Raw genomic sequence first — 25,229 nt, 5'->3', positions numbered from 1 at the left:
GCCGTGGTACCGCCGCGGTCCCCGTAGAATCGTTGGCCGTGACACAGCCCAGCAGTGAGCGCGGCCAAGGGGCCGCCGCGGACGTCGACCTGCCCACCCAGTACCGACCGGCCGATGTCGAGGGCCGGCTCTACGAGCGGTGGGTATCGGCGGGGCTGTTCACCGCCGACCCGGCCCGCGACCCGTCCAGGCCCGCGTTCTCGATCGTGATCCCGCCGCCGAACGTGACCGGTTCGCTGCACATGGGGCACGCCCTCGACCACTCGATCCAGGACACCCTGGTCCGGCGGCGCCGGATGCAGGGCTACGAGACGGCGTGGATCCCCGGCATGGACCACGCGGGCATCGCGACGCAGAACGTCGTGGAGCGGGAGCTGGCCAAGGAGGGCCTGTCCCGGCACGACCTCGGCCGCGAGGCGTTCGTCGACCGGGTGTGGAAGTGGAAGGCCGAGTCCGGCGGCCGGATCCTCGGCCAGATGCGCCGCCTCGGCGACTCCGTCGACTGGACGCGCGAGGCGTTCACGATGGACGACCGGCGCGCCCGCGCGGTCCGCACGATCTTCAAGCGGCTGTTCGACGACGGCCTGATCTACCGGGCCGAGCGCATCATCAACTGGTGCCCGCGCTGCCTGACGGCGCTGTCGGACATCGAGGTCGAGCACGAGGACGTCGACGGCGAGCTGGTCTCGATCCGGTACGGGTCGGGCGACGACGAGATCGTCGTCGCGACGACGCGGGCGGAGACGATGCTCGGCGACACCGCCGTGGCCGTCCACCCCGACGACGAGCGGTACGCGCACATGGTCGGCCGGGAGATCGAGCTGCCGCTGACGGGCCGCCGCATCCCGGTCGTGGCGGACGAGCACGTCGACCCCGCGTTCGGCACCGGCGCCGTCAAGGTGACCCCCGCGCACGACCCGAACGACTTCGAGATCGGCCGCCGGCACTCGCTGCCGTCGATGTCGGTGATGGACGAGCGGGGCGTGGTGACCGCGTCCGGCCCGTTCGAGGGCCTGGACCGGTTCGAGGCGCGCCCGGCGGTCGTCGCGGCGCTGCGCGAGCAGGGCCGGATCGTCAAGGAGGTCCGCCCGTACGAGCACTCGGTCGGGCACTGCCAGCGCTGCTCCACGGTGGTGGAGCCGCGGGTGTCGCTGCAGTGGTTCGTGAAGGTGGAGCCGCTGGCGAAGGCCGCGGGCGACGCGGTCCGCGACGGCCGCGTGGCGATCCACCCGCCGGAGATGGCGTCCCGCTACTTCGAGTGGGTCGACAACATGCACGACTGGTGCATCAGCCGGCAGCTGTGGTGGGGGCACCGCATCCCGGTCTGGTACGGCCCGGACGGCGAGACCGCCTGCCCCGGCCCGGACGAGGAGCCGCCCGCCGGCTGGACGCAGGACGGCGACGTCCTCGACACCTGGTTCTCCTCGGCGCTGTGGCCGTTCTCGACGCTCGGCTGGCCGGACAAGACTCCCGAGCTGGAGCGCTTCTACCCGACGTCGGTGCTGGTCACCGGGTACGACATCCTGTTCTTCTGGGTCGCCCGGATGATGATGTTCGGGCTGTACGCGATGGACGGCGCCGAGCCGTTCGAGACCATCACGCTGCACGGGATGGTCCGCGACCAGCACGGCAAGAAGATGTCGAAGTCGTTCGGCAACGTCGTCGACCCGCTCGACTGGATCGACCGGTACGGCGCGGACGCGACGCGGTTCACGCTGCTGCGCGGCGCGAACCCGGGCGGCGACGTCCCGGTGGCGGAGGAGTGGGCGCAGGGCTCGCGCAACTTCTGCAACAAGCTGTGGAACGCGACGCGGTTCGCGCTGATCAACGGCGCGCACGTGCGCGGCGACGTCCCGGCGGAGCTGTCCACGGTGGACGCGTGGATCCTGTCGCGGCTGCACGCGGTCATCGCCGAGGTGGACGCGCAGCTGGAGTCCTACGACTTCGCCAAGGCGTGCGAGACGCTGTACCACTTCGCGTGGGACGAGGTCTGCGACTGGTACGTGGAGCTGGCGAAGGTCCAGCTCGCCGACGAGCGGGCCGAGGCGACGCGGCGCGTCCTCGGCGAGGTGCTCGACAGCCTGCTGCGGCTGCTGCACCCGGTGGTCCCGTTCGTCACCGAGGAGCTGTGGACGTCCCTGACCGGCGCCGGGACGATCGTGACCGCGCCGTGGCCGGCCGCCGACGCCGGCCGCGCCGACCGGGACGCCGAGGCCGTGGTGGAGTCGCTGCAGCGGCTCGTCACCGAGGTCCGCCGGTTCCGCGCCGACCAGGGGCTCAAGCCGGGCCAGAAGGTCGCCGCCGCGCTGGAGTGGGGCGGGTCGCCGCTCGCAGCGCACGAGGAGGGCGTCCGCGCCCTGCTGCGGCTGACCGCGCCCGGCGACGGCTTCGCGGCCACCGCATCGCTGCCGGTCGAGGGCGTCACGGTCCGGCTGGACACCGCCGGGGTCATCGACGTCGCGGCCGAGCGCAAGCGGCTCGACAAGGACCTCGCGGCGGCGCGCAAGGAGGCCGGCCAGGCGCGAGGCAAGCTCGGCAACGAGGCGTTCATGGCGAAGGCGCCCGAGGCCGTGGTCGCCAAGAACCGCGAGCGGCTGGCGCAGGCGGAGGCGGCCATCGCGCGGCTGGAGGCGCAGCTCGGCGCGCTGCCGCCGGCCTGAACGCGGCGCGTTCGACGGCGGCGGCGCGGCGCCCGCCGGAGCCGGGGCGCCCCGCCTGCGGCGAACGGTCCGCACCGGCCCGGCCGCCCGGTTACGATCCGGGTGATCCGCGGGCTTTCAGGCGGCACGGAATCCTCGGGAGAGCAATGGCCGAATCACCTCCTCGCCCCGGCGCGCCGGGCGCGGTGCCGGGCGACGAGCCGGGCCGCCAGCAGGTCGTCGAGGACGGCGGCCCGCCCGGGGGGTTCACCGCCGCCCCGGCGCCCTGGGGCACCTCGCCGCCGTGGTGGTCGGCGGACGCCGCCGAAGGGACCGGACCGCAGATGATCGCGAACGGCACCGGGCCGCAGCCGCTTCCGGGCGGGACGGGCGGGCACCGCCTCCCCGTCGCGCCGAACGGCACCGGCGGGCACCCGCTGCCCGGCGGCACGGGCGGGCATGCGCTGCCGAACGGGACGGGCCCGATCGTCCTCCCGGGCGGGACCGGGCCGCACGCGATCTCGGCGCCGCTCGGCGCGGCGCCGCCCGGCGGGGCCGCGCCGGAGCGGGAGCGCAGGCAGGTCTCCGGGCTGCTGCTCGGCGCCGCGGTCGGCGTGGCGCTGGTCGCGGTGCTGATGGTCGGCGTCCTGGCGTTCAAGCCGGACGAGCCCGCCGCCGGGAAGGGCGGGAAGGCCGGGGCCGTGTCCACCGCGTCCACCCGGAGGATCAACGCCCTGCCGCGCGCCGGCGGGATGGCCAAGGACGCCACCGAACCGGCCGCCAGCGCGGCGTACCCGTTCGTCATGGCGGCCGTGCAGGCCGGCGGGGTCCCCGTGGCCGGGAACGGGGCGGCGGTCTACACCGACCCGCTGGGGCGCACGAACGTGCTGTTCGTGGGCGGCACGGGCGCGGTCGGCGAACCGGCCGCGTTCCTGCGCAGGCTGCGGCCCAGCACGTTCATCTCCGGCGAGCAGGGCAATCCCGGGCAGAACGGCGGCAGGGCGGAGTGCGGGACGTTCGCGGTGCTCGCCGAGACGCACACGTACTGCGCGTGGGCGACCCGCGACTCCTACGGGATCGTCGCGTCCGACGTCCCGACCGCGAACCCGGACTTCTCGCTGATGGACGACGTCATGCGCCGGATCCGGAAGGACGTCGAGAAGCCGGCACGGTAGCCGGCGGGACGAACAGCCGCTCGGTGCCGGCGCCGATCCGGTCGAGGACCAGGCCGGTGAAGTAGACGGTGCCGAGCACGGCCACGCGGTACCCGAGGGTCGCCAGCGCCTCCGGCGTGACGGCGTCCGCTTCGACAACGTCCCAGGACGGCGGCAGGGGCCGGGTGAAGCGCAGGTGCGGCTGCGGGAGCCGGACGTAGGTGACGGGCAGGTCCCCGAGCGCGCGGACGGCCCCGTCGAGGTCCTTGTGGTCGGGCAGGCAGACGACGGCGTGGTCGACCTCGCCCCAGCGGTCCCGGGCGGCGGCGAGCGCGGCGGCGACGCCCGTCCCGTCGATGGCGGAGTCGATCAGCAGCGTCGTGGCCGTCCCGGGCACGGTGTGCCAGGACATCCGGCCGGGCAGCACGATGGTGGACAGCACCCGCCGCAGCGTCTCCGCGGGCGGGTCGCCTCCCGCGAGCCTGCGTCCCGCGGCGACGCCGACCGCGGCGGCCGCGCGGCCGAGCCCGGCGGGCAGCAGCCCGGCGGGGACGCCGCCGTCGCCCGCGTCCTCCACCGGGCCGAGCACCTCCGCCACGTCCGGGGACTGGGGCGCCGACACGATCCGCGTGCCCGGCCCCGCCACGGCCCGCTTCTCCTCGGCGATCTCCGCGGGCGTGTCGCCGAGCACCCCGGCGTGCTCCAGGAAGACCGGCGTGATCGCGGCCACGTCCGGCGGGAACAGCGACACCTCGTCGGACCGTCCGCCCATCCCGGCCTCCAGGACGAGCGCGTCCGCGCCCGCCCGGCGTGCGTGCAGCACGCCGGCCAGCGTGAACAGCCCCGAGGGGGACAGGTAGCCGTCCGCCGGCGGGCCCAGCTCCGCCATGGCGGCGCCGAGCAGGCCGCCGAGGCGGGCGAGCTCGGTCTCGGTGACCGCGCGGCCGTCGATCCTGATCCGGTCCCGGTTGGTGCGCAGGCCGGGGCTGGTGACGGTGCACACCCGCAGGCCCGAGGCGGAGAGGAACGCGGAGGCGTAGATCGCCGCCGTCCCCTTCCCCTTGGACCCGACGACGGTCAGCACGGGCATGCCGGGGGGCAGCACGTCCAGCGCCTCCGCCAGCTCGCGCGCGCGGGCCAGGCTGCGCGTCTCGCCCGGACGGCGCCGCTCCCATTCCCGGAAGAACACCTCGTCGGCCCGCATGCCATCCATGGTTCCACTCCGCGCGCCCCCGGCCGCCACGGGTGCGGACAGGGCGCCCGGCGGCGGCGGATAGGCTCTCATCGTGAGCCAGGCAACCGAGCCGCTCGACTACCGCGGCGCCGTGAACGCGATCATGAGCCGGGGCGTCGAGTGGGAGATCGACCCGACCCTCGACCGGATCCGAGACCTCGTGGACGTCCTGGGCGAGCCGCACCGCGCGTATCCGGTGATCCACGTCGCGGGCACGAACGGCAAGTCCAGCACCGCGCGGCTGATCGAGTCGCTGCTGCGCGAGCGCGGGCTGCGCACCGGGCTGTACACCAGCCCCGAGATGACCACGCTGCGCGAGCGGATCGCGATCGACGGTGAGCCGATCAGCGAGGAGCGGTTCGCCGAGGCGTTCCAGGACGTGCTGCCCTACGTGCAGCTGATCGACGGCAAGCACGAGGTGCGGCTGTCGTTCTTCGAGGTGCTCACGGCGATGGCGTTCGCCGCGTTCGCCGACGCCCCCGTCGACGTGGCGGTGGTCGAGGTCGGCATGGGCGGCACCTGGGACGCCACGAACGTCGCCGACGGCACGGTCGCCGTCGTCACCCCGATCGGCCTGGACCACACGCGCTACCTGGGCGACACCCTCGAGGAGATCGCCGGGGAGAAGGCGGGGATCATCAAGCCGGGCTGCGTCGCGGTGCTGTCCCAGCAGCCCGTGGAGGCGGCCGAGGTGCTGCTGCGGCGGGTCGTGGAGACCGGCGCCGCCGTGGTGCGCGAGGGCATCGAGTACGGGGTGCTGAGCCGGGACGTCGCGGTCGGCGGCCAGATGATCGGCCTGCGCGGGCTGTACGGCGGCTACGAGGAGATCTTCCTGCCGCTGTTCGGCGAGCACCAGGCGAGCAACGCCGCGACCGCGCTGGCGGCCGTCGAGGCGTTCGCCAGCGGTGCGCCGACCAGGGGAGAGGTCGCCCTGGAGGCCGCCACCCGGGTCGCGCCCGGGGAGGCGTTCCTGGGCGGCGAGGAGGGGCAGCTCGACCCGGCGCTGGTGCGCAGCGGGTTCGCCAAGTCGGCGTCGCCGGGCCGGCTGGAGGTCGCCCGGACGGGTCCGACCGTGCTGCTGGACGCGGCGCACAACCCGGCCGGGATGGCGGCGACCGTCGCCACGGTCACCGAGTCGTTCGGCTTCACCCGGCTGGTCGGCGTGCTCGCCGTCGCCGCGGACAAGGACGTCGCCGGGGTCCTCGACCAGCTCGAACCGGTCGTGGCCGAGCTGGTGGTGACCCGCAACTCCTCGCCGCGGTCGATGCCGCCCGAGGAGCTGGCCGAGATCGCCGAGGGGATCCTGGGGCCGGAGCGGGTGCACGTCGCGGAGCGGCTGGACGACGCGATCGACCGGGCGATCGGGCTGGCCGAGGAGACCGGCGAGTACCGGGGCGCCGGCGTCCTGATCACCGGTTCGGTGGTCACCGCCGGCGACGCCAGGACACTGCTGCGCGTAGAGGAGGGCCGGTGACCGCCATGACCGAGGGCACCACGGAGGGCACCCCGGAGCCGGCCGGGCGGAAGGGCGGCAGCCCGGTGCGGCGGCTGTACGCCACGGTGCTGGCCTGCGAGGCGATCGTGATCGCGCTGGCGATCCCGGTGGCGATCTCGGTGCTGGACGTGTCCGGGACGACGGCCGGGGCGGTCTGCGGCGGCCTCGCGGTGCTGTGCCTGCTGATGGCCGGGCTGCTGCGGTTCCCGTGGTCGTTCGCGGCGGGCTCGGCGCTGCAGGTGGCGATCATCGCGACCGGGTTCATGGTGCCGGCCATGTTCTTCCTCGGCGCACTGTTCGGGGCGCTCTGGCTGACGGCCTTTTGGATGGGACGCAAGGTGGAGCGGCTCCCGGCGCGCTAAATTCACGGGGACGGCATCACCTCCTCCGCCGAATCCCCGCGCGTTCTACGCGAACAATTCCGACATTCTTCTTTTCTGGGAAATAGTGCGTTCGGTGGGGGCGACCTCCGAAGGAGCACGCCGTGTCCTCCCACGCGCACGACCGGCCGGGCGTCCCGCTCCCGGCACCGGACCCCCCGGCCGCCGCCGCGGCGGCACGGCGCCGGGGCGCGGCGCTCGGCGTGCTGCTGACCGCCGTCACCGTGCTCCCCGCCGCGGTGCTGGTCGTGCCCGACGCCACCGCCGGCGCCGTCCCCGCGGCCGCGCGTGCGCTCGGCCTCGGCGACGGCCGCGTCCCCGCCCTGCTGCGCGCCACCGGCCTGTCGCTGCCCGCGCTCGCGCTCACCCTCCCGCTCGCCGCCGTCGCCGCCCGCCGCCTGCCCGCGTGGGCGGTCCTCGCGACCGGCCTCACCGTCCTGCTCGGCGGGCTCGGCGCCGTCCGGTTCGCGGGCTCGGTGCCGGCGGTCGGCGCGGTCCGCGCCGCGCAGGGCGCGGGCGCCGGGATCGCGCTGCCCGCCTCCCTCGTCCTCGTGTGGGAGCGGCGGAACGCGGCACTGTCCGCCCTCTGGGCGGGCGCGCTCGCCGCGTCGCTCCTGACCGCGATGCCCGTGGCGCTGCGCGCCGTCCCGCCGCCGCGCACCGGGACGGCACCGGCCGGCTGGCAGGGGACCGGCTGGCACGCGGCGCTCGCCCCCTTCCCGTGGCTCGCCGGCGCGGCCGCGGCCGCCGCCGTCCTCGGCGTGCTGCTGCGCGGGCGCGCCCCCTGGACGCTGCCGCCGCCGCGCCTCGCCGAACGCGGACGGCTCGCCCTGCCGTTCGTCCCCGTCGCGGGCTTCGCGTTCCTCGCCGTCGTCGCCGCGCACGGATGGTCGCCGGGCGCCCGCCTGGTCGTGGCCGGTTTCGCGCTCGCCGCGCTCGCCGGGCTCGCGCTCGCGGGCGGCGCCGAGGGCGGCCCCTTCGGCTGCGCGGCCGTCATGGTCGCCACCGGGCTGCTCGCCTACCCGCTCGCGGCGCCGCTGTCCGGCCTCGCCGCCGCGGGCGCCCCCGCGTCCCGCCTCCTGCCGGCCGCCGCCGCTGCGGCGGCGACGGTGACCGGCGCGCTCGCGGCGTCCCGCGCGCGCCCCCGCGCCGCCGTCATGGCCGGGTACGCCCTCATGGTCGCCGGCATCGGCCTGGCGCTCGCCGCCGGCCCCACCGGGCGCTGGACCCCGGTCGTCCTGCTCGTCCCGCTCGGCACCGGCGCCGGACTGGCGCTCGCCGCCTCCCTGCGCCACGCGCACGTCGGAGCCGCGCTGTTCGGCCTCTCCCTGTGCTTCCCCGCCGTCCTCGCCGGGCAGCTCTGCGTCCTCTCGCTGCAGGCGGACCGGCTGCGGCGCACCCGCGCGCTGACCGGTGCGGGGCATCTCGACGCGCTCGCCGACGGCTACCGCGCCTGGCTCCTCATCGCCGGCGCCGCGGCCGTCCTGCTCGCCGCGCTCACGCTGCGCCTCATCACCGGCCACGACCGCGCCGCCGAACGGCACGCCCGCGCCTTCGAACGGGGCGGCCGCACCGCCCTCCGGCACGCCCGCGCCACCGAATCCGCTCCGGCCCCCGAAGCCGGGTAGGATTCGCGCGCTCACCCAATCTGAATTCCTCAAGGAGAAACACACGTGTCCGAGCGCACTCTCGTCCTGGTCAAGCCCGACGGTGTCCGGCGCGGCGTCGTCGGCGAGGTCGTCTCCCGGATCGAGCGCAAGGGCCTGACGCTCGTCGCGCTCGAACTGCGCACCCTCGCCCGCGAGACCGCCGAGACCCACTACGAGGAGCACGCCGACAAGCCGTTCTTCGGCGAGCTGGTCGAGTTCATCACCGGCGGCCCGCTCGTCGCCATGGTCGTCGAGGGCCCCCGCGCCATCGAGGCGTTCCGCGCCCTGGCCGGCGCCACCGACCCGGTCAGCGCCACGCCCGGCACCATCCGCGGCGACTTCGCCCTGGAGATCGGTGAGAACATCGTCCACGGCTCCGACTCCACCTACTCCGCCGAGCGCGAGATCAAGCTCTTCTTCCCCGAGCTCGGCTGACCTTCCCCAGGAGGGCGACCTCCTGGAAGCCCCGTCACGGCCGGCGAGCCGTCTGCCCGCTCCGCCGGCGCTCCGCGGCGCGACGGCCCGCCGACCACCGGGCGTCCCCGCGGGACGGGTGCGCGCACGACACGCGGGCCGGACTTCTCCGGCCCGCGTGTTTTAGCTAAAAGCGGGCTGGTCAGGACCCGTTTTTTGGGCGACGCGCGGAGTGGGGGCAACTGCCTGCGAGCGCGCCCGCACGTTACGATGGACGCGCCGCTATACACGCCCGACAATCATGAAGGGCTCCCTTTCTTCATGGGTAACAAGCTGTCGTTTCTCGGCCGTGACATGGCGGTCGACCTTGGCACCGCCAACACGCTCGTGTACGTGCGGGGGCGCGGCATCGTCCTCAACGAGCCGTCCGTGGTCGCGATCAACACCAACACCGGCAAGATCGTCGCGGTGGGCATCGAGGCCAAGCGGATGATCGGCCGCACGCCCGGCAACATCGTGGCGGTCCGCCCGCTCAAGGACGGTGTCATCGCCGACTTCGACGTCACCGAGCGGATGCTCCGGTACTTCATCCAGAAGGTCCACAAACGCCGGCACTTCGCCAAGCCGCGGATCGTGGTGGCCGTGCCGAGCGGGATCACCGGGGTGGAGCAGCGCGCCGTCAAGGACGCCGGCTACCAGGCCGGGGCCCGGCGCGTGTACATCATCGAGGAGCCCATGGCCGCCGCGATCGGCGCCGGGCTGCCCGTCTACGAGCCGACCGGGAACATGGTGGTCGACATCGGCGGCGGCACCACCGAGGTCGCGATCATCTCGCTCGGCGGCATCGTGACGAGCCAGTCCGTGCGGGTCGGCGGCGACGAGCTGGACCAGGCGGTCATCTCCTTCTCCAAGAAGGAGTACTCGCTGATGCTCGGGGAAAGGACCGCCGAGGAGATCAAGATGGCGATCGGGTCGGCCTATCCCGGCGGCGAGGAGGAGCCGCACGCCGAGATCCGCGGCCGCGACCTCGTCAGCGGGCTGCCCAAGACCGTCGTGATCTCCGCCGAGGAGGTCAGGCGGGCGATCGAGGAACCGGTCAACGCCGTCGTGGACGCGGTGAAGACCACGCTCGACAAGTGCCCGCCGGAGCTCTCCGGCGACATCATGGACCGCGGGATCGCCCTGACGGGCGGCGGCGCGCTGCTGAAGAACCTGGACGAGCGGCTCCGCGAGGAGACCGGCATGCCGATCCACCTGGTGGACAACCCGCTCGACTCGGTGGTCCTCGGCACCGGCAAGTGCGTCGAGGACTTCGAGTCGCTCCGGCAGGTCCTCGTGCCGGAGTCGCGGCACTGAACTCCCGGCGGCGACCAGAGAATCCGGAGGTCGGTGGGTGAAGGACACCCGGCGCACCCGAGCGGTCCTCGGCGTGCTGCTCGTCGCGGCCCTCGCGATGATCACCATGGACTACCGCGGCGGGGACCACTCGCCGCTGAGCGGCCTGAGGAGCCTCGGCGCGACCGTGTTCGGGCCGGTGGAGCGGGCGTCGGCGTCGGTGGTGCGGCCCGTCGGCAACACCTTCGGCGCGATCACCGACGCGCCCGGCGAGAAGCGCCGCGCCGACCGGCTCGCCCGCGACAACCAGCGGCTGCGCGAGCAGCTGCGCTCCACCCGGCTGGACCAGGGCCGCTCCGCGCAGCTGCAGCGGCTGCTCGGCACCGCCGGGATGGGCGGCTACAAGATCCTCGCCGCGCAGGTGATCTCCGCCGGCCAGGGCTTCGAGGACACCGTCACCATCGACGCCGGCAGCAGCAGCGGCGTCCGCCCCGACATGACCGTGATGAGCGCGGACGGGCTGGTCGGCCGGGTCACCCGGGTCGGCCCCGCCACCGCGACCGTGCTGCTCGCCACCGACCAGACCTCCTCCGTCGGGTCCCGCCTGGAGGACTCCAAGGAGATCGGCATCGTGCAGGGCAGCGGGCGGCGCGGCCTCGGCGGCGGCGCCACCCCGCTGCGCTTCCAGCTGCTGGACGCCAGCGCCCCGATGCGGGTCGGGCAGCGGCTCGTCACGCTCGGCTCGCAGGGCGAGCGCCCGTACGTGCCGGGCGTCCCGATCGGCACCGTCGAGCGCATCGACGCCGCGTCCGGCGGGCTGACCCGCACCGCCTACGTGAAGCCGTTCGTTCACTTCACCAGCCTCGACGTGGTCGCCGTCGTGGTGGCCCCGCCGAAGACCGACCCGCGCGACGCGGTGCTGCCCCCGAAACCCAGCCCCCCGCCCTCGCCGAGCCCAAGCGCGACGCCGTCCCCCAGCGGTTCGCCCGGCAAGAAGAAGAAGGGCAAGAAGGGACCCAAGACCGAAGCGGACGGCACCGCCACCCCGTCCGTGCACCCGAGCTCGGGGGGATGACGTGCTGAACCCACCGGAGACGTCGCAGACGGGCCGCGCCCTCACCACCGTTCTGGTGATCGTGGCCGTGCTGATCCTGCAGGTGTCGGTGGCCAACCGGCTGCCGCTGCCCGGCGGGGTGCAGCCCGACCTGGTGCTGCTGGCGGTGGTGGCGCTGGCGCTCGTCTTCGGCTCGATGACCGGGATGGTCACCGGGTTCCTCGCGGGCCTCGCCGCCGACATCATCCCGCCCGCCGACCACACCATCGGCCGGTACGCGCTCGTCTACTGCCTCATCGGCTACCTGTGCGGCATCGCGTCCGCCGAGATGGACCGGCAGACCGTCGTGCCGTTCTTCGCGGTCGCCGCCGGGGCCCTCGCGGGCACCGTCCTGTACGCGGTGACCGGCATGATCCTCGGCGATCCGCGCGCCCAGTGGGACACCGTGTCGAGCATGGTGCCGCTGCAGGTCGGCTACGACGTGGTCGCCAGCCCGTTCGTCGTCTGGGCGGTGCTGCGCGTCACCCGGAGGTACGAGCGCGGCGAACGCTCCCGCGGGGACCTGTCGGTGCCCGCCGCCCGCTACCGCGCGATGTCGGGGCGGGGCGGCGGCCTGTGAACCCCAGAACGCACTTCCGCCTCGTCGTCCTGTACGTGCTCGTCGGGCTGCTGCTGCTCATCCTGATGGGCCGGCTCTGGTCCATGCAGATCCTCGACGGCTCGCACTACCAGCAGCTCGCCGACCAGAACCGCACCCGCGACATCGTCGTCCCGGCCGTCCGCGGCATGATCCTGGACGACCGCGGGATCCCGCTCGTCCGCAACCGCAGCGCGCTCGTGGTGTCGGTGGACCGGACGACCCTGTCGCGGCAGAAGGACGGCGGCAGGACCGTGATGGACCGGCTCGCCGGCGTCCTCGGCACCACCTACCAGGACGTCGCCAACCGCATCCGGCTGTGCGGCCCCGGCATCAAGCGGCCCTGCTGGCCCGGCTCGCCGTACCAGCCGATCCCCGTCGAGGACCACGTCGACCCCAAGCGCGCCCTCCAGATCATGGAGCGGCAGGAGGACTTCCCCGGCGTGACCGCGCAGGTCCAGGCCGTCCGCGACTACCCGCGACCCGAGGGCGCGACCGCCGCGCAGGTGCTCGGCTACCTGCAGCCGATCACACAGGAGGAACTCGACAAGCGCAAGGGGCTGAAGGTCACCGGCTACAGCGGCGTCGACCTGATCGGCCGTGCCGGGCTGGAGGCGGAGTACGACGCGGCGCTGCGCGGGGAGCCCGGGTTCCGCCGCGTGCTGGTCGACAGCCAGGGCCGCGTCACCGGCACCGCCGAGGAGAAGTCGGCCGTGCCGGGCGGCAATATCGTCACCAGCATCGACGCGGGCGTGCAGGGCGCCGCGGAGAAGGCCCTGAAGCACGCGATCGAGAACGGCCGCAAGGGCGGCCACCCGTCCGACGCGGGCGCCGCCGTGGTGATGGACGTCCAGACCGGCCGGATGGTCGCGATGGCCAGCTACCCCACCTACGACCCCAGCATCTGGACCGGCGGCATCTCCCAGGACGAGTACGACGCGCTGCTCGGCAAGAAGAAGGGCGAGCCGCTGATCTCGCGGGTCACCCAGGGCCAGTTCGCGCCGGGCTCCACCTTCAAGGTCTCGTCGGTGGCGGCGGCGGTGAGCGACGGCTACCCGCTGAACGGCACCTACCAGTGCCCGGGGTCGTTCGACGTCGGCAGCCGCGCGTTCCACAACTTCGAGGGCGAGGCGCTCGGCTCGATGAGCCTGCACACCGCGCTGGTGAAGTCGTGCGACACCGTGTTCTACAAGTTCGCGTACGAGGAGTGGCTGCGCGACGGCGGCATGCACCCGAAGAAGAACCCCTCGGACCCGATGGTGAAGATGGCCCGCAACTACGGGTTCGGCAAGCCCACCGGGATCGACCTGCCGAGCGAGTCCAGCGGCCGCATCCCCGACCGCGGGTGGAAGAAGGACTACTGGGACGCCACCAAGAAGGGCGACTGCAAGGCGGCCAAGACGGGCTTCCCCGACGTGCAGAAGACCGACCCGGCGCGCGCCGCGTACCTGAAGGCGGTCGCGGCGGAGAACTGCGTCGACGGCTACGTGTGGCGCGCCGGTGACGCGGCGAACTTCTCGGTCGGGCAGGGCGACGTGCTGGTCACGCCGCTGCAGCTCGTCCGCGCGTACGCGGCGGTCGCCAACGGCGGCAAGCTGTTCACGCCGCGCCTCGGCCTCGCGGTGATGCGCGCGGACGGCAGCATCGAGCGCCGGATCCCCGCGCCGCCGCCGACGAAGCTGCCCGTCGACCCGAAGGTGCTGGCCTACATCCGGGGCGGCCTCGCGGGCGTCACCAAGAGCGGCACCGCCGCCGGGGCGTTCAACGGCTTCGACTTCAAGACGGTCGACGTGGCCGGCAAGACCGGTACCGCGGAGGTCTACGGCAAGGACGACAACTCGTGGTTCGCCTCGTTCGGCCCGGTGAAGCACCCGCGCTACGCGGTGATCGTCATGGTCGCCCAGGGCGGGCAGGGCGCCGTGACGGCGGCCCCGGCGGTCCGGGAGATCTGGGAGGCCATGTACGGGACGAAGAAGCAGAAGCCGCTGCTGACGGACGGGAAGCTGCCGTCCGACCTGCCGAAGGCGCCCGTCCAGGGGACCGCGCCGTGACCCCCGTGACCGCCGTGACCGCCGCGGGTGCCGCGGGTGCGCGGCGATGCGCGCCGCCGATCGGAGGCGGACGATGCTGAACAGCACGGGAGCCGGGTCGGTCGGCGGGTACGGCGACCGGAGCCTGTGGCAGGGGCGCCTCGCCGGGCTGCGGAAGCTGGACTGGCCGCTGACCGTCACGGTGCTGGTCCTGTCGGTGGTCGGGGCGCTGCTGGTGCGGTCCGCGACGTTCCAGCTGGCGGCGGAGCACGGCGACGACCCCGAGGGGTTCCTGAAGCGGCACATCCTGAACCTGGTCATCGGGTTCGTGCTGGGCGGCGTCGTCACCGTCCTGGACTACCGGCTGCTGCGCGCCTACGTCCCGATCCTGTACGCGCTGGCGTGCGTCGGCCTGCTCGCGGTGCTGACCCCGCTCGGCTCCACGATCAACGGGTCGCACTCGTGGATCGTCATCGGCGGCGGGTTCCAGATCCAGCCGTCGGAGTTCGCGAAGGTCGGCCTGGTGGTGCTGCTGGCGATGATCCTGGGCGAGCCCCGGGACGGGGAGATCGGCCCGGGCCGCCGGGACGTGCTGCTCGCGCTGGCGCTCGCCGGGGTGCCCGGCCTCCTGATCATGCTGCAGCCCGACCTCGGCACCACGCTGGTGTTCATCGCGGTCGTGCTCGGGATGCTCGCGGTGTCCGGGGCGCAGAAGCGCTGGCTGGCGGGGCTCGTCGCCGGCGGGGCGGCGGCCGGGGCCGCGGTGTTCTTCTTCGGGTTGCTGAAGAAGTACCAGATCGACCGGTTCACCGCGTTCCTGGACCCGTCCGCGGACCCGCGCGGCGTCGGCTACAACGCCCAGCAGGCGCGGATCGCGATCGGCTCGGGCGGGCCGTTCGGCAAGGGCCTGTTCAACGGCCAGCAGACCGGCGGGCACTTCGTGCCGGAGCAGCAGACCGACTTCATCTTCACCGTCGCGGGGGAGGAGCTCGGCTTCGTCGGCGCCGCCGTGATCGTCCTGCTGCTCGGCGTCGTGCTGTGGCGCGGGCTCCGGATCGCGTCCCAGGCCGCCGACCTGTTCGGCACGCTGGTGGCGACCGGGGTGGTGTGCTGGCTGGCGTTCCAGACGTTCGAGAACGTCGGCATGACCCTCGGCATCATGCCGATCACCGGCCTGCCGCTGCCGTTCGTGTCCTACGGCGGTTCCGCGACGTTCGCCAACATGATCGCCTTCGGCCTGCTGCAGGCGGTGCACATCCGCCGCCGGCCGTTCGACTGAGGCCGTTCGGCCGAGCCCGTTCGAGTGAAGGCCCTTCGACCGGCCGCGCGACGGTAGGCTGGCCGTTCATCCCTTGTACGCAGCACGGAGGACATCGCCATGCCTGTCGAGTCGCTCTTCCCGCGCCTGGAGCCGCTGCTCCCGAGCGTGCAGAAGCCGATTCAGTACGTCGGCGGTGAGCTGAACTCGCAGATCAAGGACTGGGACGGCACCGACGTCCGGTGGGCGCTGATGTACCCGGACGCCTACGAGGTCGGCCTGCCGAACCAGGGCGTCCAGATCCTCTACGAGATCCTCAACGAGCGCGAGGGCGTGCTGGCGGAGCGGACCTACTCGGTCTGGCCCGACATGGAGGCCGTCATGCGCGAGCATGGCATCCCGCAGTTCACCGTGGACGCGCACCGGCCGGTCGCCGCGTTCGACGTGTTCGGGGTGTCGTTCTCCACCGAACTGGGCTACACCAACCTGCTGACGGCGCTGGACCTCGCGGGCATCCCGCTGGACGCGGCGGACCGCACCGACGAGCACCCCATCGTGGTCGCGGGCGGGCACGCGGCGTTCAACCCCGAGCCGATCGCCGACTTCGTCGACGCCGCGGTGCTCGGCGACGGCGAGGAGATCGCGCTGGCGATCACCGAGGTCGTCCGGGAGTGGAAGGGCGAGGGGTCGCCCGGCGGCCGCGACGAGCTGCTGATGCGGCTCGCGGCGTCCGGCGGGGTGTACGTGCCGCGCTTCTACGACGTGACGTACCTGCCCGACGGGCGGATCCAGCGGGTCGCGCCGAACCGTCCGGGCGTGCCGTGGCGGATCGAGAAGCACACCGTCATGGACCTCGACCAGTGGCCGTACCCGAAGAAGCCGCTGGTGCCGCTGGCCGAGACGGTGCACGAGCGGTTCAGCGTGGAGATCTTCCGGGGCTGCACCCGGGGCTGCCGGTTCTGCCAGGCCGGGATGATCACCCGTCCGGTGCGGGAGCGGTCGATCACCACGATCGGCGACATGGTCGACCAGGGGCTGAAGGAGTCGGGCTTCCAGGAGGTCGGGCTGCTCAGCCTGTCCAGCGCCGACCACAGCGAGATCGGCGACGTCGCCAAGGGCCTCGCCGACCGCTACGAGGGCACCAACACCTCCCTGTCGCTGCCGTCCACCCGCGTGGACGCCTTCAACATCACGCTCGCCAACGAGTTCTCCCGCGGCGGCCGCCGCTCCGGCCTGACGTTCGCCCCGGAGGGCGGCTCCGAGCGGATGCGCAAGGTGATCAACAAGATGGTCACCGAGGACGACCTGATCCGCACCGTCACCACCGCGTACGAGAACGGCTGGCGGCAGGTCAAGCTGTACTTCATGTGCGGCCTGCCCACCGAGGAGGACGAGGACGTCCTGGCGATCGCGGGCATGGCCAAGCGGGTCATCCAGGCGGGTCGCGAGGCGACCGGCCGCAAGGACATCCGCTGCACGGTGTCGATCGGCGGGTTCGTGCCGAAGCCGCACACCCCGTTCCAGTGGGCGGCGCAGTGCGACCACGAGACCGTCGACCGCCGCCTCAAGGCCCTCAAGGACGAGCTGCGCGGCGACAAGGAGTACGGCCGCGCGATCGGCCTGCGCTACCACGACGGCCAGCCGTCCATCGTCGAGGGCCTGCTGTCGCGCGGCGACCGCCGCGTCGGCAAGGTCATCCGCGCGGTGTGGGAGGACGGCGGCCGCTTCGACGGGTGGAGCGAGCACTTCTCCTACGAGCGCTGGACGGCCTGCGCGGAGAAGGCCTTCGCGGGCGGGCCCGTGGACCTCGACTGGTACACCGTCCGCGAGCGCGACGAGGTCGAGGTGCTGCCCTGGGACCACCTCGACGCGGGTCTGGACCGCGAGTGGCTCTGGCAGGACTGGCAGGACGCCGTCGACGAGACCGAGGTCGAGGACTGCCGCTGGACGCCGTGCTACGACTGCGGCGTGTGCCCGACCATGGGCACGGAGATCCAGATCGGCCCGACGGGCCGGAAGCTGCTTCCGCTTTCGGTGGTCTGAGACGCGCGCCGCGGCCGCGAATCGCCCGTGGAATCGGGCTTTTCGGGTCCGCGGCCCGCGCGGGTGCGCCCGTCCGGGGGACGGGCCCGGCACAACGATGCCCGCCGCCCCGTACTCTATAGAGAGACCTTGTTTTTCGACTCGGCACGAGTAGGAAGGACCAGAACCCTGGCACCCATGCCGGAGGGACCGGCGCCGGCCCCTGTGATCCAGCGTCTGCGCGTGCGCTATGCGAAGCGCGGCAGGCTGCGGTTCACGAGCCACCGCGACATTTCCCGGGCCGTGGAACGCGCCGTGCGGCGCGCCGGGATCCCTGTCGCGTTCAGCGCCGGATTCACCCCCCACCCGAAGATCTCGTACGCGGGTGCGGCGGCGACTGGGGTTGCCAGTGAGGCGGAGTACCTCGAGATCGGGCTGACCGAGACCCGCGACCCTGCGCGGGTGCAGGCCGATCTCGACGCGGCCCTGCCCCCCGGGCTCGACATCGTGGATGTCGTGCCGGCCGGGCCGGGACGCGCCGGCGACGCGCAGGCCAAGCCGGCCGCGTTCGCCGATCGGCTCGAGGCGTCCGAATGGCGGATCCGGCTGGACGGGGTGGCGCAGGACGCCGCCGCCGCTGCCGTGGCCGCCTTCATGGCCGCCGGGAGCATCGAGGTGGAGCGCCTCACCAAGAAGGGGCGGCGCCGGTTCGACGTGCGCGCCGCCGTGTCCGTCTGTGAGCTGGACCGGCGCGCCGCGGAGGCGGCGGATGCCCCTTGTGCGATACTTCGAATGGTTGTTCGGCATTCCACACCTGCCGTACGACCCGACGACATCCTCACCGGACTGCGCCAGGTCGCCGACCTCGCGCCGCCGTCACCGCCACTGGTGACCAGGCTGGCGCAGGGGCCCCTGAACGCGGCCACCGGTGGCCTCGCGGATCCTCTGGATCCGGACCGGGAGACCGGCCTGCCGTCCGGCGACGAAGCCGGGACGGCCGGCGGCGCGCGGCCGCGCCCCGGGGACCCCGCGAGCGCGGATGCCGTCAGCGCCTGATCGTGAGACCGAAGCCGTGGCGACACGGAACCGGTCCCGCAGGGGACGGCGGGCGCACCCCCGACGACTTCGTCGTCACGACCGGACCACCGTCCGGCGGTGACGACGCCGATGACTGACGGAGCGCTCCTGCGCGGCGCACCGCACGGACCGCCCCCTGGCGGAACGAGCGGTCGCGCCCGGGAGCCTGACGGGAGATTGCCCGGATGCTTGATAACGAAGCCGATGCGGCCAACGCCGAAGGCACTGAAGAAGAGACCACCGGAAACGCGACCGGGAACGGCGGCGGGAACGGCGCCGCCTCGGGCGTGACGTCGCGCCCGCGCCGCCGGGCCAGCCGCCCGGCCGGCCCGCCGCCGGACGTGGAGGACGCGCCCGCGGCCGAGCCCCCCGCCGCCGCGGCGCCCGAACCGGAGCCCGCCGGACCCGGCGCCGCCGCCTCGGAGCCCGAGGCCGCCGCCGAGGCCGCCGAGCCGCCCGCGAAGAAGACGACCCGGTCCCGCACCCGCACCCGCGCCGCGAAGGCCGCCGAGACCGCCGAGGCGGTGCCGCCGACGGGCGCCGAGACCTCCCCGGAGATCACCGAGGAGCCCGCTCCGGCCGCCGCCGAGGCCGCCGAGCCGGCCGGGAAGCCCGCCGAGGCGGAGAAGCCCGCGGAGGAGGAGAAGCCCGCGGAGCCCGCACGCCGCACCCGCACCCGCCGCCGCACCGCGGCCGCGCAGGACGAGGCCGCCGCGGCGCCGGCGGTGCCCCCGGTGCCGTCCGTGCCGGAGGTGCCCGCCGTTCCCGTCGCCGGCGCCGAGCCGGAGGCCGGCCAGGTGTCGGAGACGGAGCCCGCGAGCGGCGTCGGCATCCCCGGCGTGACGTTCCAGCCGCCCATGGTCGTCTTCCAGCCGCCGCAGCCGACGGCCGAGCCGCCCGCGCGCCAGAAGGAAGAGCCGAAGCCCGAACCGTCCGACCGCGACCGCGACCGCGATCGTGACCGCGACCATGAGGCCGCCGAGGACGAGGGCGAGGGCGAGCACGGCCCCTCCGACGAGGACGAGTCCGAGGACCGGCCGTCGCGCCGCCGCCGTCGCCGTGGCGGCCGCGGCCGTGGCCGCAGCGGCAAGGAGGGCGGCGAGGACGAGGCCGAGGAGGCCGAGGAGCACGAGGCCGCCGAGGCCAAGGAAGAGGAGCCCGCCAAGCCCGCGAAGGCGAAGTCCAAGTCCAGGTCCGCCAAGGGCAAGGACAAGGAGAAGGAGAAGGAAGAGCCGGAGGCCGAGGCGGAGCACGAGGCCGAGGGCGAGGAGGAGGGCGAGGGCGGCCAGGCCGGCAGCCGCCGGCGCCGCCGCCGCCGTCGCCGCTCGGGCGTGGACGGCGAGTCCGGCGGCACCGACGACCCGCCGAACACCGTCGTGCACGTGCGCAGCGCCCGCGAGGAGCGCGCCGCCGCGGAGGACGAGGTCCAGTCCGTGCGCGGCTCGACCCGGCTGGAGGCGAAGAAGCAGCGCCGCCGCGAGGGCCGCGAGCAGGGCCGCCGCCGCCCGCCGGTGATCACCGAGGCGGAGTTCCTGGCGCGCCGCGAGTCCGTCGAGCGGGTCATGGTGGTCCGGCAGGCGGGCGAGCGCACGCAGATCGCCGTCCTGGAGGACGACGTCCTCGTCGAGCACTACGTCAACCGCGCGACGCACCAGTCGTACGTCGGCAACGTCTACCTCGGCAAGGTGCAGAACGTGCTGCCGTCGATGGAGGCGGCGTTCGTCGACATCGGCAAGGGCCGCAACGCCGTGCTGTACGCGGGCGAGGTCAACTGGGACGTCGCGGGCCTGGTGGGCCAGCCGCGCCGGATCGAGTCGGCGCTGAAGTCCGGCCAGTCCGTGCTCGTGCAGGTCACCAAGGACCCGCTCGGCCACAAGGGCGCCCGGCTGACCAGCCAGGTCTCGCTGCCCGGCCGCTACCTGGTGTACGTGCCGGACGGCTCGATGACCGGCATCAGCCGCAAGCTGCCCGACAAGGAGCGCAGCCGGCTGAAGTCGATCCTGAAGAAGGTCATGCCGGAGAACGCGGGCGTGATCGTCCGCACCGCCGCCGAGGGCGCCACCGAGGAGGAGCTGGGCCGCGACGTGTCGCGCCTGGCCGCCCAGTGGGAGAGCATCCAGAAGAAGGTCAAGACCGCCTCGGCGCCGTCGCTGCTGTACGGCGAGCCCGACCTGACGATCCGGGTCGTCCGCGACATCTTCAACGAGGACTTCACGAAGCTCGTCGTCGCCGGTGACGGCGCCTGGGACACCGTCTCGGAGTACGTCGAGTACGTCGCGCCGCACCTCGCCGACCGCGTCGAGCGCTGGACGGGCGACCAGGACGTGCTGGGCGCGTTCCGGATCGACGAGCAGATCGCCAAGGCCCTCGACCGCAAGGTGTGGCTGCCGTCCGGCGGCTCGCTGGTGATCGACAAGACCGAGGCGATGACGGTCATCGACGTCAACACCGGCAAGTTCACCGGGCAGGGCGGCAACCTCGAGGAGACCGTCACCCGCAACAACCTGGAGGCGGCCGAGGAGATCGTCCGCCAGCTCCGGCTGCGCGACATCGGCGGCATCATCGTGATCGACTTCATCGACATGGTGCTGGAGAGCAACCGCGATCTGGTGCTCCGCCGCCTCGTCGAGTGCCTGTCGCGGGACCGCACCAAGCACCAGGTCGCCGAGGTGACCTCGCTCGGGCTGGTCCAGATGACGCGCAAGCGCGTCGGCCAGGGCCTGGTCGAGGCGTTCTCGGAGACCTGCGAGTCCTGCAACGGCCGCGGCATCCACGTCCACCTCACCCCGGTCGAGCCGAAGCCGGACAAGGCCGCCGGCAAGGAGGCGGGCCGCCGCCGCAAGCGCAAGGGCGAGGTCGAGAAGGCCGTCGAGGAGAAGCTGGCGCAGCACGAGGCGAAGAAGGAGCCGGCGGAGCCGGCCCCGGCCGAGGAGCCGGAGGCCGCGCGGCCGGAGCCGGTCCGGTCGCGGCCGAAGAAGTCCGGTCCGGCGAAGCGCCCCGCGGGCCCGCCGCCCGAGGTCGACGGCGAGGAGGCGCCGGCGCAGGCCGCGGTCGAGGCCGCGGACGCCGCGGAGGAGGTCGAGGGCACCTCGCCCGGCATCCTCGACGACGAGCCGGTCGCGGTCTCGCCGAACGGCACCGCCCCCGCCGAGGCCGACCGCACCGCCCCCGCCGAGGCCAACGGCGCCGCCCCGGCCGCGGAGCCGGCGGAGGGCGAGCAGCCCGTGGAGGAGGCCCCGCGCCGCCGCCGCGCCCGGCGCCCGCGCGCGACGGCCCAGGCCGAGAGCGAGTAGTCCCGCACGCCGTGCCGGCCCGGCGGTCCGCCGGGCCGGCACGACACGGCGGACACAAGGGATGCAGTACACTTGTGGTTCGGCGCGCGTTGTGGCGCGTCCGGACCGGCACCGCGAGACCCGTCCGGGGCTCGTCTGGTGCGCCCCCCGCCGATCCGGCGGGGAACAGCAGAGAGCGCCGGGGTTCCGCCCTGGCGTGCCGCCTTCGGCCCGGTGCCGGGGGTAGGCCCTCATCCGGGGGCTGGTGTAAGCCACGCGTGGGACCGGTTCAGTCCGGAAGCGCGCGCAGACGAGAGGTTTCCGCGGTGTACGCGATTGTCCGCGCAGGCGGCAGGCAGGAAAAGGTCGCCGTCGACGACGTGCTGACCGTCGACAAGCTGGCCGGCGAGGTGGGCTCGACCGTCACGTTCCCGGCGCTGCTGGTCGTGGACGGCGACGACGTCGTCAGCGGCTCGGCCGACCTGGCCCGCTACGAGGTGACCGCCGAGATCCTCGGCGCGGTCAAGGGCCCGAAGATCAACATCATGCACTACCGGAACAAGACCGGTTACAAGCGGCGGATGGGTCACCGTCAGCCGTACACCGAGGTCAAGATCACCGGTATCAACTCCGGGAAGTAAGGGAGAGCGGTCACATGGCACACAAGAAGGGCGCATCGTCCAGCCGTAACGGTCGCGACTCCAACGCCCAGCGCCTCGGCGTGAAGCGGTTCGGCGGCCAGGTCGTCAACGCGGGCGAGATCATCGTTCGGCAGCGCGGCACCCACTTCCACCCCGGCCCCGGCGTCGGGCGCGGCGGCGACGACACGCTGTTCGCGCTGGTCGCGGGCGCGGTGCAGTTCGGCCGGTACCGCGGCCGCAACGCCGTGAGCATCGTCCCGCCGGCGGAGTAGTCCGCCTGCACCAGACGTTTTCCAAGGGGCGGACCGCTGAAGGTCCGCCCCTTTGCCCTGTTCATGGGCGCCCCGTTCATGGGGCGGGAGCCCTGTACGAGGGCCGACACCGAGGAGGATCCACCGTGGCCGCTGGAGCGGGTTCGGGCGCGCAGTTCGTCGACCGGGTGGTGCTGCACGTCGCCGCCGGCAACGGCGGCAACGGCTGCGCGTCGATCCACCGGGAGAAGTTCAAGCCGCTGGGCGGCCCGGACGGGGCGAACGGCGGGCGCGGCGGCAGCGTCGTCCTCGTCGTGGACTCCAACGCGGCGAGCCTGCTGGAGTACCACCGGCGGCCGCACCGCAAGGCGGCGAACGGGCGTCCCGGGCAGGGCGGGCACCGGACGGGCGCCGACGGCGCGGACGTCGTGCTGCCCGTCCCGGACGGCACCGTGGTCAAGGAGGGCGACACGATCCTCGCGGACCTGGTCGGCGAGGGCACCCGGTTCGTCATCGCGCGCGGCGGCCAGGGCGGGCTGGGCAACGCGGCGCTGGCGACCGCCAAGCGCAAGGCGCCCGGGTTCGCGCTGCTCGGCGAGCCGGGCGAGGAGCGCGACGTGGTGCTGGAGCTGAAGAGCGTCGCGGACGTGGCGCTCGTCGGTTTCCCGAGCGCCGGGAAGTCGTCGCTGATCGCGGCGCTGTCGGCGGCCAAGCCGAAGATCGCCGACTACCCGTTCACCACGCTGATCCCGAACCTCGGGGTGGTGAGCGCGGGGGACACCGCGTTCACCGTCGCGGACGTGCCGGGCCTGATCGAGGGCGCCAGCGAGGGCCGCGGCCTCGGCCTGGAGTTCCTCCGCCATATCGAGCGGTCCTCGACGCTCGCGCACGTTCTGGACTGCGCGACGCCGGAGCCGGGCCGCGACCCGGTCAGCGACTTCGAGGTCATCGAGCGCGAGCTGCAGGCGTACGACCGCGTCCTCGGCGACCGGCCGCTGTCGGACCACCCCCGCATCGTCGTGCTGAACAAGGTGGACGTGCCGGACGCCCGCGACCTCGCCGAGCTGGTGCGGCCCGAGTTCGAGGCGCGCGGGCTGAAGGTGTTCGAGGTGTCCGCGGCGTCCCACGAGGGGCTGCGGGAGCTGTCGTTCGCGATGGCGGCGATGGTCGAGGAGCACCGGGCGTCGCTGCCGCCGGCGGAGCCGACCCGGATCGTGATCCGGCCGGAGCCGGTCGGCGGGGACGTCGACTTCGAGGTGAAGGACCTCGGCGACAACACCTACCTGATCACCGGGGCGAAGCCGGTGCGGTGGCTGCGGCAGACCGACTTCGCCAACGAGGAGGCCGTCGGCTACCTCGCGGACCGGCTGGCGCGGCTCGGCGTGGAGCAGGCGCTGGCCGACGCGGGCGCGAGCGCCGGCGCGACCGTGCTGATCGGCACCCCGGACGACTCGATCGTGTTCGACTGGGAGCCGGAGATCGTCGCGGGCGAGGTCGCGGCGGGCCCGCGCGGCACCGACCGCCGCCTGGACGGCTACCGCTAGGTTCCCACCCCCGGAGGAGAGAGGCCCGATGAGCGAGCGCGAGGCGATCGCGAAGGCGCGCCGGATCGTGGTGAAGGCGGGTTCGTCGTCGCTCACCACCCCGCAGGGCACGATCGACGCGAACCGCATCGACGCGCTGGTGGACGTGCTCGCCGCGCGCCGCGCCGGCGGCGCCGAGATCGTGTTCGTGTCGTCCGGCGCGATCGCGGCGGGCCTCGGCCCGCTCGGGCTGACCCGGCGGCCGCGCGACCTCGCGACGCAGCAGGCGGCGGCGAGCGTCGGGCAGGGCCTGCTGTTCGCCCGCTACACCTCCTCGTTCGCCCGGTACGGGGTGACGGTCGGGCAGGTGCTGCTGACCGCGGACGACATGATCCGCCGGTCGCACCACCGCAACGCGCAGCGCACCCTGGAGCAGCTGATCACGCTCGGGATCCTGCCGATCGTGAACGAGAACGACACCGTCGCGACCGACGAGATCCGGTTCGGCGACAACGACCGGCTCGCCGCGCTGGTCGCGCACCTGACCCGCGCGGACGCGGTCGTCCTGCTGTCGGACGTCGACGCGCTCTACACCGGCGATCCGCGGCGTCCCGGCGTCCGCCGCATCGCCGACGTGCGCGGCCCGGCCGACCTCGCGGAGGTGGAGCTCGGCGGGTCCGGTCGGGTCGGCACCGGCGGGATGGTCACCAAGGTCGAGGCGGCGCGGATCGCGGGCGTCCCGGTCGTGCTGACGAACGCGGCGTCCGCCGCGCACGCGCTGGCCGGAGACGAGGTCGGCACGCTGTTCCACCCGGCGGACGGCCGCCGCATGTCCACGCGCGACCTGTGGCTCGCGCACGCGACCACCGGCCAGGGCCGCGTCACGCTGGACGCGGGCGCCGTCGACGCGGTGGTGCGGCGCCGCAAGTCGCTGCTGCCCGCCGGGGTGACGGGCGTCGAGGGCGACTTCGCGGCGGGCGACCCCGTCGACCTGTGCGACCCGGAGGGGCGGGTCGTGGCGCGCGGGCTGGTGCACTACGACGCGTCCGAGATCCCCGAGCTGATGGGGCGCTCGACCCGCTGGCTGGCGCGCGAGCTGGGCGCCGAGTACGAGCGCGAGATCATCCACCGCGACCACCTGGTGGTCCTGACACGGCAGTGAGG

19 protein-coding genes are annotated in these 25,229 nt (G+C 73.9%); 18 read left to right on the top strand and 1 reads right to left on the bottom strand.

Annotation, left to right across the window (positions count from 1 at the left end; translation table 11 throughout):
- The first annotated feature begins 38 nt into the window (after positions 1-38).
- Together J4557_RS42390 and J4557_RS42385 are read left to right on the top strand one after the other, a co-directional pair.
- The gene (locus tag J4557_RS42390; RefSeq protein WP_208272489.1) at positions 39-2,660 is read left to right on the top strand and encodes a valine--tRNA ligase; all 2,622 of its coding nucleotides are present in this window, start codon (positions 39-41) and stop codon (positions 2,658-2,660) included.
- Between the two features lie 146 nt (positions 2,661-2,806).
- A complete protein-coding gene (locus J4557_RS42385) occupies positions 2,807-3,814 on the top strand; it encodes a hypothetical protein (RefSeq protein WP_208272488.1) in 1,008 nt (335 codons plus the stop codon).
- Here J4557_RS42385 and J4557_RS42380 read toward each other — a convergent pair.
- Entirely contained in the window at positions 3,771-4,997 is a 1,227-nt protein-coding gene (locus J4557_RS42380; RefSeq protein WP_208272487.1) for a folylpolyglutamate synthase/dihydrofolate synthase family protein, read from the bottom strand. The genes J4557_RS42385 and J4557_RS42380 overlap by 44 nt on opposite strands.
- Positions 4,998-5,130: 133 nt before the next feature.
- Between J4557_RS42380 and J4557_RS42375 the strand changes: the two genes are divergently transcribed.
- The 16 genes from J4557_RS42375 (at position 5,131) to proB (ending at position 25,227) form a co-directional block, all read left to right on the top strand.
- On the top strand, positions 5,131-6,501 hold the full coding sequence (locus J4557_RS42375) for a bifunctional folylpolyglutamate synthase/dihydrofolate synthase (protein WP_208272514.1): 1,371 nt from the start codon (positions 5,131-5,133) through the stop codon (positions 6,499-6,501).
- Positions 6,502-6,506: 5 nt separating this feature from the next.
- The gene (locus J4557_RS42370; RefSeq protein ID WP_208272513.1) at positions 6,507-6,884 is read left to right on the top strand and encodes a DUF4233 domain-containing protein; all 378 of its coding nucleotides are present in this window, start codon (positions 6,507-6,509) and stop codon (positions 6,882-6,884) included.
- Positions 6,885-7,006: 122 nt separating this feature from the next.
- Complete coding sequence (locus J4557_RS42365) at positions 7,007-8,530, top strand: hypothetical protein (protein ID WP_208272486.1); 1,524 nt, start codon at positions 7,007-7,009, stop codon at positions 8,528-8,530.
- 45 nt (positions 8,531-8,575) lie between these two features.
- Entirely contained in the window at positions 8,576-8,986 is a 411-nt protein-coding gene (gene ndk, locus J4557_RS42360) for a nucleoside-diphosphate kinase (RefSeq protein ID WP_151546475.1), read from the top strand.
- Between the two features lie 300 nt (positions 8,987-9,286).
- Entirely contained in the window at positions 9,287-10,321 is a 1,035-nt protein-coding gene (locus J4557_RS42355) for a rod shape-determining protein (protein ID WP_208246169.1), read from the top strand.
- A gap of 37 nt (positions 10,322-10,358) precedes the next feature.
- Positions 10,359-11,375: a rod shape-determining protein MreC gene (gene mreC, locus J4557_RS42350; RefSeq protein ID WP_208272485.1), complete on the top strand. Its 1,017-nt coding sequence runs from the start codon at positions 10,359-10,361 to the stop codon at positions 11,373-11,375.
- Position 11,376: 1 nt separating this feature from the next.
- Entirely contained in the window at positions 11,377-11,973 is a 597-nt protein-coding gene (gene mreD, locus J4557_RS42345; protein ID WP_208272484.1) for a rod shape-determining protein MreD, read from the top strand.
- Positions 11,970-14,042 carry a penicillin-binding protein 2 gene (gene mrdA / locus J4557_RS42340; protein WP_208272483.1) on the top strand — a complete coding sequence of 691 codons (2,073 nt, stop codon included), beginning with the start codon at positions 11,970-11,972 and terminating at the stop codon, positions 14,040-14,042. Before mreD ends, mrdA begins: the two co-directional genes overlap by 4 nt.
- Before the next feature lie 73 nt (positions 14,043-14,115).
- On the top strand, positions 14,116-15,300 hold the full coding sequence (gene rodA / locus J4557_RS42335; protein ID WP_208272482.1) for a rod shape-determining protein RodA: 1,185 nt from the start codon (positions 14,116-14,118) through the stop codon (positions 15,298-15,300).
- A gap of 99 nt (positions 15,301-15,399) precedes the next feature.
- Positions 15,400-17,322, top strand: coding sequence for a TIGR03960 family B12-binding radical SAM protein (locus tag J4557_RS42330; protein WP_208272481.1), 1,923 nt, complete (start codon positions 15,400-15,402; stop codon positions 17,320-17,322).
- A gap of 177 nt (positions 17,323-17,499) precedes the next feature.
- Positions 17,500-18,357, top strand: a complete 858-nt coding sequence (locus J4557_RS42325; RefSeq protein ID WP_208272480.1) for a TIGR03936 family radical SAM-associated protein — start codon at positions 17,500-17,502, stop codon at positions 18,355-18,357.
- A 206-nt stretch (positions 18,358-18,563) separates the two neighbouring features.
- Positions 18,564-21,671 carry an Rne/Rng family ribonuclease gene (locus J4557_RS42320; RefSeq protein ID WP_208272479.1) on the top strand — a complete coding sequence of 1,036 codons (3,108 nt, stop codon included), beginning with the start codon at positions 18,564-18,566 and terminating at the stop codon, positions 21,669-21,671.
- 305 nt (positions 21,672-21,976) lie between these two features.
- On the top strand, positions 21,977-22,291 hold the full coding sequence (gene rplU, locus J4557_RS42315) for a 50S ribosomal protein L21 (protein WP_208272478.1): 315 nt from the start codon (positions 21,977-21,979) through the stop codon (positions 22,289-22,291).
- Positions 22,292-22,305: 14 nt separating this feature from the next.
- Complete coding sequence (gene rpmA / locus J4557_RS42310; RefSeq protein WP_151544591.1) at positions 22,306-22,563, top strand: 50S ribosomal protein L27; 258 nt, start codon at positions 22,306-22,308, stop codon at positions 22,561-22,563.
- 125 nt (positions 22,564-22,688) lie between these two features.
- Positions 22,689-24,086: a GTPase ObgE gene (gene obgE, locus J4557_RS42305; protein ID WP_208272477.1), complete on the top strand. Its 1,398-nt coding sequence runs from the start codon at positions 22,689-22,691 to the stop codon at positions 24,084-24,086.
- A 28-nt stretch (positions 24,087-24,114) separates the two neighbouring features.
- Complete coding sequence (gene proB, locus J4557_RS42300) at positions 24,115-25,227, top strand: glutamate 5-kinase (protein ID WP_208272476.1); 1,113 nt, start codon at positions 24,115-24,117, stop codon at positions 25,225-25,227.
- Positions 25,228-25,229 lie beyond the last annotated feature (2 nt).

Source organism: Actinomadura nitritigenes (assembly GCF_017573545.1).
In the GTDB taxonomy this organism is placed as follows: Bacteria; Actinomycetota; Actinomycetes; order Streptosporangiales; family Streptosporangiaceae; genus Spirillospora; species Spirillospora nitritigenes.
This window is presented reverse-complemented; position numbering and strand designations above follow the sequence as displayed.

What these genes read in the sequence shown, in the direction of transcription:
- rpmA (WP_151544591.1), top strand. Translation starts at nt 22,306, where the DNA reads ATGGCACACAAGAAGGGCGCATCGTCCAGCCGTAACGGTCGCGACTCC.
- J4557_RS42385 (WP_208272488.1), top strand. Translation starts at nt 2,807, where the DNA reads ATGGCCGAATCACCTCCTCGCCCCGGCGCGCCGGGCGCGGTGCCGGGC.
- J4557_RS42325 (WP_208272480.1), top strand. Translation starts at nt 17,500, where the DNA reads ATGCCGGAGGGACCGGCGCCGGCCCCTGTGATCCAGCGTCTGCGCGTG.
- J4557_RS42355 (WP_208246169.1), top strand. Translation starts at nt 9,287, where the DNA reads ATGGGTAACAAGCTGTCGTTTCTCGGCCGTGACATGGCGGTCGACCTT.
- J4557_RS42330 (WP_208272481.1), top strand. Translation starts at nt 15,400, where the DNA reads ATGCCTGTCGAGTCGCTCTTCCCGCGCCTGGAGCCGCTGCTCCCGAGC.
- J4557_RS42320 (WP_208272479.1), top strand. Translation starts at nt 18,564, where the DNA reads ATGCTTGATAACGAAGCCGATGCGGCCAACGCCGAAGGCACTGAAGAA.
- J4557_RS42380 (WP_208272487.1), bottom strand. Translation starts at nt 4,997, where the DNA reads ATGCGGGCCGACGAGGTGTTCTTCCGGGAATGGGAGCGGCGCCGTCCG.
- proB (WP_208272476.1), top strand. Translation starts at nt 24,115, where the DNA reads ATGAGCGAGCGCGAGGCGATCGCGAAGGCGCGCCGGATCGTGGTGAAG.
- rodA (WP_208272482.1), top strand. Translation starts at nt 14,116, where the DNA reads ATGCTGAACAGCACGGGAGCCGGGTCGGTCGGCGGGTACGGCGACCGG.
- J4557_RS42375 (WP_208272514.1), top strand. Translation starts at nt 5,131, where the DNA reads ATGAGCCGGGGCGTCGAGTGGGAGATCGACCCGACCCTCGACCGGATC.
- J4557_RS42370 (WP_208272513.1), top strand. Translation starts at nt 6,507, where the DNA reads ATGACCGAGGGCACCACGGAGGGCACCCCGGAGCCGGCCGGGCGGAAG.